The organism is Tessaracoccus rhinocerotis, assembly GCF_007197885.1.
GTDB lineage: Bacteria > Actinomycetota > Actinomycetes > Propionibacteriales > Propionibacteriaceae > Arachnia > Arachnia rhinocerotis.
In genome coordinates this window covers 425,843-437,366 of record NZ_VKKG01000003.1, presented here as the reverse complement: position 1 = coordinate 437,366, position 11,524 = coordinate 425,843, and the positions used below count along the sequence as shown (strand labels likewise).

Sequence of the window (11,524 nt, the reverse complement as noted above, 5' to 3'; positions counted from 1 at the left end):
ACGTCGAGGTCTTCCAGATGGGCAGTGTGAGAACTTCCATCATCGGGAGGCCTCGACCCCTACCCGGTCAACGACGCGCCGGACCCACTACACCCCGCTTTGTGATGAGCCGGCAAAGGTGTTCAAATCAGGAACGGTGATCGTGGGCACGACAGGGATCGGTGAGGTAGCGTCAGACATGAGCCTTGTTAGTTGAGAGAAGTGACGTAGACACTCACATCCTCCCAGCGGCAAGGCTCCCCACGTCTACTCGGTCAACAGGCACGGCCCCATTCTCAATTGGGAAGAGCCGGATTAATCATTAAGATTGCACAATCACACCAGACATCCTCGACTACACACTCCGTTTTCACACACGAACCCCAGTACGGACGTTATGATTACTCGCTGTGCTGCGAATATAGTTCACCACACGGCGAGAAGTATCTTTCACGCCATAGTCCTCCGGCGACTCTGAGGCTCCACTCTGCGCGTGCTGCTTAACGACGATACGGACGCTATCCACCACATCTTCAGGCGAGATTCCAGTGACAATGATCCCGCCCGTGTCAAGCGCCTCAGGGCGCTCGATAGCTTCTCGGATCGTGACTGCGGGGAAGCCCAGCAACGTTGATTCCTCTGCTATCGTACCCGAGTCAGAAAGTACGCATCGCGCTGACTTCTGTAGCCGAACATAGTCCGTAAATCTAAGCGGCGGATGCACAATTATCTCCGGGTCCGCCTCTATGCCATACTGCTCCATGCGCTTGCGGGTGCGAGGGTGCGTCGACAGAAGCATCCGGGCACCTTGGTCCCTCGCGACCGCCGCGAGCGATCTCAGCACGCTCCTCAGCCTCACTTCGGAGTCGACGTTCTCCTCCCTATGCACAGAGGCCAAGAGATAATTGCCCTCCATGAGGCCCAGACGACCAACTACTTGGGCCTGGTCGATCTGCTCTGCGTAGTGCTCCAGTACTTCGCGCATCGGCGACCCCATGTGGATGATCTTTGAGGGATGAAGGCCCTCGGCCAGAAGGTTACGTCGGGAGTGCTCTGTATAGACGAGGTTGTAGTCGGACACATGGTCAACGAGATGCCTGTTAATCTCCTCAGGGACATTCGGATCGAAGGAGCGGTTCCCCGCTTCCAGGTGATACACAGGTACCTTCATGCGCCGAGCCATCAGCGCAGAGACACATGAGTTGGTGTCGCCAAGGACAACCATGGCGTCTGGCTTCTCTGCGATAAGAACGCCCTCTGTTCCCTTGAGAACGTCCCCCAGCACCGAGCCCAACGAACTCGTATCGGCCTGAAGGAAGTGATCCGGCCGACGCAAACCGAGGTCCTCAAAGAAGATCTCGTTGAGCTCATAGTCGTAGTTCTGGCCGGTGTGGACCAGGACGTGGTCCGTGTGCTCCTCGAGAGCCGCGATGATCCTGGACAGACGGATGATCTCGGGCCGCGTCCCGACGACCGTCACAACCTTCAGTCTCCCTGCCATGGCTATACGACCTCACTAATGGTGTCTGGTTTGGATGGATCAAACAGATCGTTGGTCCAGAACGAGGTGAACAGGTCCGCCGTTCCGGTGTTCGTGATCCTGTGCGCCCACATGGTGGGCATGTCGACGGCCACGGGGGCGTCGCCGGCGACGGTGAAGTTCAGAACCTCATCGGTGAACAGTTTCCGCAACGAGATCACCGCCTGACCAGCGAGGACGGTGAAGCGCTCAACCTTGCGACGATGGAAGTGGTCCCCCCGGCTGATGCCCGGGACAGTAGTGGAGAAGGCCGATTGACCTGTCCCACCATGGCTCCGCACGACTTCGAAGAACGATCCCCGTGGATCAGCATGACGGGTCAACGTGATCGGGGTCCGTGTCTCGATGGTGTAGGACCGGTAGGTGTTGAAAAGATCTCGATCGAACTCGTCAGCGAGGTCAGGCATCTCACCACGATCATAGACCGAGGCCAGCTCCCGCAGCCTTCCGAGGAGTCCAGAGACGCTCTTAGTCACTTCGAGGTTCCCCTGCTCCTCGGGAGTGGTCGCGCCGGTAAGAAGATCTGCTGCGTTCTGGGCGTGGAGAAGGGTGAGTTCCTTGTCTTGGTCTACCCGAGGCTCGCCTCCCGTACTCAAGATATGACAGAACGTTGCGGTAACGGCGTTGTAGAAGGGACGCCCATGCTCGCCGAAGAGGTTCGGCAGGCGGAGATCCAAGAACTGGGCTCCGACCTCTTGAGAGGCCAACGCCAGGATCTCTCCTGCCCTTGCCTTGGCCTCACCGTATGGGGTGCCGTTTCCTGTCTGGGTGGAGTTGGCATAGACCACGACCGGTGGCGGCTCAGGCGCTCGCCTGAGTGCCTCGGAGACCTGTTCCGCGAACTGGATGTTGCCGGCACTGACCTGATCCGGAGTAGCCCGGTTGACGCCCGCAATGTGAATGAGCCGAGTGGCCCCGTTCAGGGCGCCAACTGCCGTTTCGGCCTCGAACTGCTCCCCAACTGCGATCGCGGTCGTGTCGGTTCCGGTCTCTCGCAGCGCAGCACGGGTATGCCAGCCCAGGAAACCCCCGCGGCCAGTCATTGCAACCGATCCGGTCGGACCGCTGGCTCCTGAGGTAGTCACGTGGCTTGGCCAAGCAGCGCTTGGACCTCCGGGAGCTGCAGGAGCAGTTCCTTGGTGTCTTCAACTGTGAGTTGCCTGGTGTTCGCAGAGGTGTAGTCATCGCTGCGGGAGATCCTCGTCTCTCCCTCCTCGAAGTACAACTCGTACTGGAGCGAACGAGCATCTAACGGGACGCGGAAGTAGTCTCCCTCGTCTGAGGCCTTTACGATCTCCTCGCTGCTCAACAGGGTCTCGTGCATCTTCTCGCCGTGGCGAATGCCGATCACTCGTAGGTCTGGGTCCTCGTCACCCAAGAGGCTCGCGACAGCTCGGGCCAACACCTCCACCGTGGAGGCCGGAGCCTTCTTGATGAAGAGGTCACCAGGCTGCGCGTGGGTGAACGCATGGTCCACGAGATCCACGGAATCTGCCAAGGACATCAAGAAGCGAGTCATCTTCGGCTCGGTCAAGGTAAGAGGCTGACCACTTTGGATCTGCTTGACGAACATGGGGATCACCGAGCCACGTGAGTACATAACGTTTCCGTACCGGGTGATCGACACGGTCATCTCCGACTCCGGGTAGTTCCGGGCGAACGCTTGGGCGGTCTTCTCCATCAGAGCCTTGGACATTCCCATGGCGTTGACGGGGTAGACAGCCTTGTCGGTGCTCAGACAGACGAGCGACCGAACGCCAGCTCTGGCTGCCTCCCTGATGACGTTGTCGCTCCCGGTCACATTGGTGAGAACGGCCTGGTGCGGGAAGAACTCGCACGACGGAACTTGCTTCAGAGCCGCGGCATGGAACACGAAATCAACGTCACGCATCGCCGGCGAGACACTGGCCGCGTCCCTGACATCACCCAAGAAGAAGCGGAGTCGCTCATCCGTGAAACGGCGACGCATGTCATCCTGCTTGGCCTCGTCACGGCTGAGGATGTTTACCTGCCTGACTCCCCTACCCAACAGGTGTCCGGCCATGGTCGACCCAAAGGAGCCAGTCCCACCGGTAATGGCAACTACCGAACCATCAAGCGCCTGCATCCATCATCCCTTCTGTGTCCTTCGAGGCCACGACACTCTGGAGGATGCCCTCCACAGCAGTAACACCGGATTCGCGTGAGAAGCGGCTCACGTACGCACCCCAGGCGCGTCGAGCCATGCCCTTCTGGTCGTCGGCCCCCGTGCGAGCCGCCTGACGGAGGGCCGATTCGAGGGAAGTGACACTCTCCGCGTCAGCGGTGAACCCCAGTTCCTGGTCTTCGACGAACGTCCGCACGTCCCCCTGCACCGTCGTTATGACAGGCAGGGCATGAGCCAGTGAAGCTTGCAGCTTTGACGGGATGGTTCCCCTGAACACCGGCAGATCCCTGAGTGTGACCAGGGCGTAATCAGACCTCTCGTACAGGTCCGCCATCTGCTCGCGGGGTACCCGCCCCTGGAACTCGATGTTCGTGGCGCCAAGCCTCTCTGCTGCTGCTCTAACTTGGGGAAGGGCGACGCCGTCACCAACGATCGTCAGATGCACCCCTGAGTCCCGGGCTGCGTGCACCGCTTCAACCGCTGTTACGAGGTCTTGCATGTCGCCCACGTTGCCACCGTAGATGACGCGAGTGGTACCGCGTCCCGGGTCGGCTCCCTTCAGGAGGCCCTTGGGCTCTTCAGCCGCGCTCTCAACGGCCCAGTTGTAAACAAGATGGGTGCGGTCCGAGGCGGATCCACGTTCGACGAGCGTCTTCACCATGGTGGGGGCTATACCGATCACGGCGGCTGACCGACGATAGAGGCTCACTAGCCACGGATTGAGCAGGGACTCGATCACCTTGGCCGCGAACCCCTTCCTCACCAACGACGAGCCGGTGATGGAGTCCGGCCACAGATCCTGCACGTGGAGCACATAAGGGGCACCGCCCGTCATCCGCCAGAGCCAAGGACCCAGCGAAGGGGTCATCTGCGTCGCATAGACATAGATGACGTCGGCCCCCCGAGCAAAGCTGCGCGTGGTGGCAGCTGACAGGGCGAAGGTCGTATAGTTCAGAATGCGCTTGAAAGCACTCTGCGAATGGTCGATCCACAGGGGAACGCGCATGACTTCGACTCCACCGTCGCTCTCATGGCTTCGCAACTTCTGAGAGTAACCGTCATAGATACGACCCTCAGGGTAATTGGGGTATCCCGTGACCACACGCACGTCGTGCCCCCGGTCCGCGAGGCCGCGCGCAACGGTCGCGGGTATATGGAGTCCCTCAGGGGGGTAGTACTGACTCAGGATCAGAACCTTCATTCGACACTCCCGCTGGCGTTACGGGAGCTCTTCCCGAGAGATACGAGCTCACCCCTGGGACTCTTGAGTTTGCTGCCGACCTGGGGGAACGCTCCGGTCGTCGGCTCCACGACGAGATCCCCAGTGAGCCTCTGCAATGCGGGAGACTGGCCCACAAGCCTGCCGGCAAGATTCAGTAGCGCAATCGGAACCGGGATCTGGAACGTTCGGTACCCCATGCCCTCAGCAAGGGCTCGAATCAGACTTGGGGTGGAGACTGGCTCCGGGTCTGCAACCAGCACCACCGACCCTGGCACGTCATCCGCGCGGATGCTCTCGGTGATCCATGTGATCAGGTTGCCGATCGAAAGCATCGAGCGCGCGTTCCGAACGGCCCCCAAAGGAATCGGAATCCGCGTCTCGATGAGACGCATGAGGCGCTGAACGTTGCCCTTCACGCCGGCCCCGTAGATGACAGTTGGTCGCAGGACGACGACCTCGAGTCGCGTTCCCGCAGCGACCTCGGCGAGGGCCTGCTCGGCTTCGAGCTTGGAAACCCCGTACGGGTCAACCGGCGCTGGGTCGTCGCCCGCCCTGAAGGGGGACCCCTGGGTGACCTCTCCATTCACCTTTATGGAGCTGAGGAACACCAACCGTCGGACACCCTGATCCACGCAGGCCTTCGCCAATCGCCGGGTACCACGAACGTTGATCTCCCGGAAGGCTTCCAACGGCTCATCGGAAGTCTCCTGCATGACATGGACCCGAGCCGCGAGATGCACCACCATCTCGACATCCTCCAGGAGGCCACTCCAGTCGGTTGCCGAGTCGATGCTGGGCACAGTCAGCACTTCGTCGGCCCCTGGCACCTCTACGGGCCGACGCGCAACGGCAATCACCTCGTGATCATGAGCCAACGCCCTCACGAGGTGTCTTCCAACGAACCCCGTGGCGCCAGTTACCAGAATCCTCATGCCTTGGCGCCCTCTCGTGAAGTGAATCGCGCGAGTCGGGGCATGCCAAGGTAAATCGCGACCAGAGCGAGGACGATGACCCATGCGGCCGCAGGGACCGTAACGATCCCGGCCGCGGAAGCCAAGCCGACGGCGCCGGCAGCAAGTGAGAACAGCGCAACAGCAACGGCGATCTTCACGTGGGACTGACCACCATCCACGAGTCGCTGGTACACGTGCCCCCTGTGCGGCTCGAACCAGCGTTCACCCTTCAGAACCCGACGCGCGACAGCTGTCACCGTGTCCGCGAGGTAGATGGATACAGGTGCGACTACAGCGAGCATCGGGGCACCCGACACGACAGCGAGGACTGCGATGCCGGCGATAGCACCGCCAAGGAGGTAGCTCCCGACGTCCCCGAGGAAAACACCCGGTGGCGTGAAGTTCCAAGGAAGGAAAGCCAGGAAGGCGACAGCAACCAGAGCACCGCTTGCAACGAGCCACGGCAACTCGAGGATGAATCCCAGGAAGGCATAGGTCGAGCCCACAACGAAGCCGTGCAGGCCAGAGATCCCATTGATCCCGTCCATGAAGTTTGCAAAGTTCACATAGGCAGCGAAAGCCACGGCCATGGCCGGCAGCCACCACCAGGAACTGCCAAGAACCTGAGTGGCCAGCACCCCGAGGACTGACCCGACGATCAATTGCACACCTGCGCGCACTTTGATGGACACACCCTTGGCGTCCTCCGCCATCCCCAGCACACCAACCGCACAGGCACTCCCGAGTGCCATCAGCACGAGAAGTCTGTCAGGATCCTTGAGGCCGACGGCGGCGATGGAACCTCCAACGAGCAACGCCAACAACTGGGCCGCTCCCCCACCGCGAATCGTTGTCCGGACGTGGGACGACCTTTCGTTCGGAACGTCCACCACCCCTGCGCGCACCAGAAGCTTGTTCATGACAAATGGGCTGCACAGCGCCACTGCGGCGGTCAGAGCCACGGCGAACCAGCCGAGCGGACTCACACGCAGCACCCCATCCGCCCATTGCCCCAAGTCATACAGCCATACTTTCACTATCCGGGGTAGGGGCCCCAGCGGATTCAGCCAAATTCCTGAAGGCAAGCAGCTCGTCGACGGTCACCGTAGTGGGTCGCTGGACTGGCACCGAGGGAGGGCTGAGCGGGGCCACGCGGACTTGGCTGATGAGCGGGTGGACCCTCTGCGCATCGGTCTCGAGGTCGCTGAACAGCACCTCGTGCAGCTTCTCCCCCGGGCGGAGTCCCGTGAAGCTGACCTCGATGTCCTTGCCGGACTCTGCGATCAGGCGCTCGGCGACGTCGACGATCTTGATCGGTTCCCCCATGTCCAGGACCGCCACGTCGCCGGGGTTGCCGATGGCACCCGCCTGCAGCACCAGCTCGCAGGCCTCTGGGATGGTCATGAAGTAGCGCGTGACCTCGGGGTCGGTGACGGTCAAGGGTCCGCCGCGCTCGATCTGGGTGCGGAACGTGTGCAGCACGGAGCCGCGGGACCCCAGGACGTTGCCGAAGCGCACCGACACGTACGGGAGCCCCAGTTCCTGCGCGTGCCAGGCGGTCAGCCGCTCCGCGACGCGTTTGGTGCGTCCCAGCACGCTCGAGGCGTCGGCGGCCTTGTCCGTGGAGATGTTGACGAAGTTGGTCACGCCCACGGCCTGAGCGCAGCGAAGCACGTTGAGGCTGCCCAGCACGTTGGTCTTCCACCCCTCCTCAGGGAACCGCTCCAGCATGGGGAGGTGCTTCAGCGCCGCGGCGTGGAACACGACGTCGGGCCGGTGGGACTCGAACACCTTGGCCAGGGCGGCCTCGTCGCGGATGTCGCACAGGACCATGTCGTCGGTGTCCAGCAGCCCCACGCCGTAGAGGGAGAGCTGGACAGAGTGGAGGGCGGACTCGTCGCGGTCCAGCAGCACCAGCTTGGAGGGACCGAGCTTGTGCACCTGCCTGGCAAGCTCGGAGCCGATGGAGCCGCCTGCCCCAGTGACCAGCACCACCTTGCCGGCCACGTAGTCGGCGATGGACTCCAGGTCAGTGTGGATGGGGCGTCGGCCCAGGAGGTCCTCCACCTTGAACTCGCGCAGCGTGTCCAGCGAGATCCGGCCGCCGATCATCTCCCGCACCGTTGGCACCACCACCAACTCGAGGTCAGCCTCGGCGCAGTCATCCGAGACCCGCTGCAGCAGCTGGGGGTCCGGGTGGGTCATCGCGACGATGACGGTCTGTGCACCGGTGGAGCGGGCGACGTCGGCGAGGTCCGCGCCGGTGCCCAGCACCCGGTGCCTGCCGATCCGCAGGAAGCGCTTGGAGAGGTCGTCGTCGAGGAAGCCGACGATGTTGTAGTGGGGGTCGTCGGCGCGGGCCACCAGCTTGGCCACCTTGTGCCCCGCGTACCCGGCGCCGTAGACGAGGGTGCGGACGTTGCCGTCGACGCGCTGCCACTGGGCGAGGACGAGCGCCCGGAACACCCAGCGGCCTGCGGCCATGATGGTCAGCGCCAGCGGCGGCAGCAGGAAGGCCATGGAGTTCGGGAACGTGTTGGTGCTGAGCACCAGTGCCAGCCCGAAAGGCACGGCGGCTGCGAACACCAAGCCACCCATCGCGGCCGCATCGCTGAAGCTGCCCACCTGGCTGCGGCCGCGGTAGACATGCGTCAGCAGGCCCAGTGCCACCTGGATCGCGATCGCGCCGACGAGGTAGAGCGCCACCCAGCCCCACGGGGCACGTTGAGCGTTCAGGCCGAAGCGGACCAGGATGTAGAACCCCATCGCGGCCATCCAGGACGCGCAGTCCCAGCCGACGAGCAGGATCCGGCGCGCGAAGGACGGCAGCCCAAGTGCTGCCGTGGCCATCCGAGTCCCAACACCCAAAGCCCTTGTGTTCCGTTCCTTCGTGGGGCGCGAGCCCATGTGGTTGTTCCCCCGTGGTAGAGTACTCGATGTTAGGCGACCGAGTGCACCATAGGGTCTGAATGTCTGGAAGAACAAAACGGCGACAGAGTCGACCCGGTCCGTTATTGGCAGCGACCGAGTCCCCCATGTGACCGTGCACACGCGCTCGAATATAGGCCATCCACCTCACGTGGCGCGAAGTGGCTGCCAGTTAACGCATCAGGCCGAAGCGTCAGTGCGCGGCGGGGACGGTGCGGATTTCGCTACAGGCAAATTCTTGGCCGTCGGCAGGGTCCGGACGTTTCCAGGCAGCATCGCCGAGACGACGACTGGCTGCGGAGCCGCGTCCGCCGAGGGGGCCGGCGTCGCAGGTGCCGCGTCGGGGCGGTCGCGAACCGTGCCGAGATCGTCGATGGAGAACACGCCCACGAGACGTCCGTCCTCCACGATCGGGACGGCACCGACGTCGCGCTCACGCATCCGGTCCAGCACGTCGACCAGCGGATCGGTAGGGGACGCGACTAGTGGGTCGCGGGTGCAGATCGCGTCGATGCGCATGTGCCCCGCCCCGTTCTCCGCCATGACCCGTACCGCCAGGTCCTGGGCGGTGATCACTCCGAGTACGTCCTCGCCGTCGAGGACTATCAGGAACTCCGTTTTCCGGTCGCGCATCAGCTTCGCGGCGGCGCGCGCACTTTGCGCCGCCCTGATGGTGACCGGGTTTGCGCTGATGAACTCAGCTACAGCCACACGCATGACATCAACCTCGCTGTAAATGTTGTTGTTGTGGGAATGGGGGTTGAGTTTTTGGAGGTCTCGACACGGGCGCTGGGCGCCCTACTCGACCAGCGGGCGAGGGCCGAGCGCTGGGCGCCCTACTCGACCAGCGAGGCCCGGCCGGATGGTCTCGACACGGGCGCTGGGCGCCCTACTCGACCAACGAGAGAGACACGCCCACTCGACCAACGAGAGAGGCAGGCCCTACTCGACCAGCGGGACGGTGAGAGCCCGCCCGAATGGTCTCGACACGGGCTCCTCGCCCTACTCGACCGACGGGGGCCCCGATTTGGGGATGGGGCTGAGAGGGACCCCATCTCTGGAGCCCCTCTCAGTCTTGGAAGGCTGTGTCAGAGGACGCCTGGACCGCCGAGGCGGTCGCGGTACACGTCCCCGTAGTAAGTGCCCAGCTTGTTGCGGTAGTCGGGGTCGTCGGGGGTGGTGTTCTCCAGTTCAGGGGAGGCCTTGATCTGCTCCTTGGTGAGCGCCACGTAGACCTCCTCGGCCTTGTCGTCCACCCGTTCGATCACGCCGGCGGGGAGGATGACCCTTCGGCCGAAGATCCACGGCCCGGTGTCGACGACGATCTGGGAGTTTCCCGTCTCCTCGTTGGCCTCGTCGACCTTGCCGATGTCGCCGTCGGTGGCGTGGACCTTGTATCCCACCATGCCGGTGGCACCGATGTCGCGGGTGACGGACTCGGGGTAGTTCCACGGATCCCAGTCTGTTGCGTTCATCTCTAACTCCTCCTTCTTGGGGGCCGACCTGTGGTCGGAGTGGGGATGGGTCAGGTGTTTGCGGGCTCGGCGGAGATGTCAGCGAGCGCGGAGGTCGGGTCGTGGTCGACGGCGAGGTCGCCGATGGAGACGATCCCGACCAGCCTGCCGCCCTCGGTCACGGGGACGCGGCGCACCGCATTGTCGCGCATCAGGGTGACGGCCTCGGCCACGTGGGAGTCGGACTCGACGGTCACGACGTCGGGGCTGCACGCCCTGCCGATCTCGTCGTCGCCGCTTCCTCCCTCGGCCAGGCACCGCACGACGATATCCCTGTCCGTGACGATGCCGACCACCGCGTCGCCGTCGACGACGACGAGGTCTCCGATGTCGTGGGCTTTCATCAACTCGGCCGCTTCCCGCACACTCTGGTGCGCCCCGATGGTCCTCGGGTTGGCGGTCATCGAATCTGCAACGGTTGCAGTCATGGATTCCATCCTTTCTGCTCCGGTAGAGACCACCATGGCCCTCCGGTGGTCCACTTTCAAGCGATTGTGCGAATCTCTCGCGGCGAATGGGGCGGCACCGGCGAGTGCCCAATATTCCTATGGTCAGCGCTCTGTGCAGGTGCGCGTGTGGTGGCGCCCACTTGGGGCGGAGAAGATAACCACAAATAGGAGATTCCGGCCCACCTCCGACGTACTGTGACCTCCTACGCGGCTCGACGGCGAGCCGCCAGGGGACGGCAACCAGTACGTGAACGACCAGGTGGGCGCCGCGACGTGGGCCCAGTGGTACATCAACGTGCTGTCCAACACCAAGGACCAGATCGAGGTCAGCGCACAGCCGATCAAGGACGTCGAGGGCAACGCTTTCGCCATGGCCGGCGGCACCGCCTTCGCCATCCCCGCCGGGGCGGCCAACCCGGTGGCGGCCTGCAAGTTCATCACCGCCGTCACCAGCCTCGAGGCCTGGGAGGCCGCCGGCGACGCCCGCGCCGCCACCGTCGAGGAGAACGACTCCATCAACACCGGCCTGTTCACCGGCTCGCCCGCGGCCGACCAGGCGGTCCGCGACGCGCACGTCGTGCCCACCGGCAACGACGGCTTCGACCAGATGATCAACGCCGCCTACGACTCGCTGGCCGACGCCCGCACCGTCGGCTCCTCGCCCGTCGGGCAGCAGATCAACGACGCGTTGAAGAACGCGGTCGGGGTGGCGCTCAGCGGGGAGAAGTCGGTCGAGGACGCCCTGGCCGAGGCGCAGGCGACAGCCATGCGGGAGTGGGAAGGCCTGAGTTGA

Annotated in this window: 11 protein-coding genes; 1 reads left to right on the top strand and 10 read right to left on the bottom strand. The window is 63.5% G+C overall.

The features are described 5' to 3' along the window. Positions 1 to 349 precede the first annotated feature (349 nt). From wecB to FOJ82_RS10050, 10 genes are all read right to left on the bottom strand, one after another. Complete coding sequence (wecB, locus tag FOJ82_RS10095) at positions 350 to 1,480, bottom strand: non-hydrolyzing UDP-N-acetylglucosamine 2-epimerase (protein WP_143938341.1); 1,131 nt, start codon at positions 1,478 to 1,480, stop codon at positions 350 to 352. A gap of 2 nt (positions 1,481 to 1,482) precedes the next feature. Then, positions 1,483 to 2,562 (bottom strand): polysaccharide biosynthesis C-terminal domain-containing protein, encoded by a 1,080-nt coding sequence (locus tag FOJ82_RS10090; protein WP_143938340.1) that lies wholly within the window; start codon positions 2,560 to 2,562, stop codon positions 1,483 to 1,485. 38 nt (positions 2,563 to 2,600) lie between these two features. Beyond that, positions 2,601 to 3,626, bottom strand: coding sequence for a polysaccharide biosynthesis protein (locus tag FOJ82_RS10085; RefSeq protein WP_143938339.1), 1,026 nt, complete (start codon positions 3,624 to 3,626; stop codon positions 2,601 to 2,603). Continuing rightward, positions 3,613 to 4,866, bottom strand: a complete 1,254-nt coding sequence (locus FOJ82_RS10080) for a glycosyltransferase family 4 protein (RefSeq protein ID WP_143938338.1) — start codon at positions 4,864 to 4,866, stop codon at positions 3,613 to 3,615. Before FOJ82_RS10080 ends, FOJ82_RS10085 begins: the two co-directional genes overlap by 14 nt. Continuing rightward, positions 4,863 to 5,819: an NAD-dependent epimerase/dehydratase family protein gene (locus tag FOJ82_RS10075; RefSeq protein WP_143938337.1), complete on the bottom strand. Its 957-nt coding sequence runs from the start codon at positions 5,817 to 5,819 to the stop codon at positions 4,863 to 4,865. The genes FOJ82_RS10080 and FOJ82_RS10075 overlap by 4 nt, the downstream gene beginning before the upstream one ends. Next, on the bottom strand, positions 5,816 to 6,760 hold the full coding sequence (locus FOJ82_RS10070; protein WP_143938336.1) for an MraY family glycosyltransferase: 945 nt from the start codon (positions 6,758 to 6,760) through the stop codon (positions 5,816 to 5,818). Before FOJ82_RS10070 ends, FOJ82_RS10075 begins: the two co-directional genes overlap by 4 nt. Before the next feature lie 97 nt (positions 6,761 to 6,857). After that, positions 6,858 to 8,690, bottom strand: a complete 1,833-nt coding sequence (locus FOJ82_RS10065; protein WP_143938335.1) for a polysaccharide biosynthesis protein — start codon at positions 8,688 to 8,690, stop codon at positions 6,858 to 6,860. Positions 8,691 to 8,948: 258 nt separating this feature from the next. Continuing rightward, the gene (locus tag FOJ82_RS10060) at positions 8,949 to 9,485 is read right to left on the bottom strand and encodes a CBS domain-containing protein (protein ID WP_143938334.1); all 537 of its coding nucleotides are present in this window, start codon (positions 9,483 to 9,485) and stop codon (positions 8,949 to 8,951) included. Between the two features lie 371 nt (positions 9,486 to 9,856). After that, positions 9,857 to 10,243, bottom strand: coding sequence for a PRC-barrel domain containing protein (locus FOJ82_RS10055; RefSeq protein WP_143938333.1), 387 nt, complete (start codon positions 10,241 to 10,243; stop codon positions 9,857 to 9,859). Between the two features lie 50 nt (positions 10,244 to 10,293). Then, entirely contained in the window at positions 10,294 to 10,710 is a 417-nt protein-coding gene (locus FOJ82_RS10050) for a CBS domain-containing protein (protein ID WP_143938332.1), read from the bottom strand. Positions 10,711 to 10,978: 268 nt separating this feature from the next. Between FOJ82_RS10050 and FOJ82_RS10045 the strand changes: the two genes are divergently transcribed. Further along, complete coding sequence (locus FOJ82_RS10045; protein ID WP_143938331.1) at positions 10,979 to 11,524, top strand: type 2 periplasmic-binding domain-containing protein; 546 nt, start codon at positions 10,979 to 10,981, stop codon at positions 11,522 to 11,524.

Coding starts and splice junctions, on each gene's coding strand:
- wecB (WP_143938341.1), bottom strand. CDS start 1,480: ATGGCAGGGAGACTGAAGGTTGTGACGGTCGTCGGGACGCGGCCCGAG.
- FOJ82_RS10090 (WP_143938340.1), bottom strand. CDS start 2,562: ATGACTGGCCGCGGGGGTTTCCTGGGCTGGCATACCCGTGCTGCGCTG.
- FOJ82_RS10085 (WP_143938339.1), bottom strand. CDS start 3,626: ATGCAGGCGCTTGATGGTTCGGTAGTTGCCATTACCGGTGGGACTGGC.
- FOJ82_RS10080 (WP_143938338.1), bottom strand. CDS start 4,866: ATGAAGGTTCTGATCCTGAGTCAGTACTACCCCCCTGAGGGACTCCAT.
- FOJ82_RS10075 (WP_143938337.1), bottom strand. CDS start 5,819: ATGAGGATTCTGGTAACTGGCGCCACGGGGTTCGTTGGAAGACACCTC.
- FOJ82_RS10070 (WP_143938336.1), bottom strand. CDS start 6,760: ATGAACAAGCTTCTGGTGCGCGCAGGGGTGGTGGACGTTCCGAACGAA.
- FOJ82_RS10065 (WP_143938335.1), bottom strand. CDS start 8,690: ATGGCCACGGCAGCACTTGGGCTGCCGTCCTTCGCGCGCCGGATCCTG.
- FOJ82_RS10060 (WP_143938334.1), bottom strand. CDS start 9,485: ATGCGTGTGGCTGTAGCTGAGTTCATCAGCGCAAACCCGGTCACCATC.
- FOJ82_RS10055 (WP_143938333.1), bottom strand. CDS start 10,243: ATGAACGCAACAGACTGGGATCCGTGGAACTACCCCGAGTCCGTCACC.
- FOJ82_RS10050 (WP_143938332.1), bottom strand. CDS start 10,710: ATGACTGCAACCGTTGCAGATTCGATGACCGCCAACCCGAGGACCATC.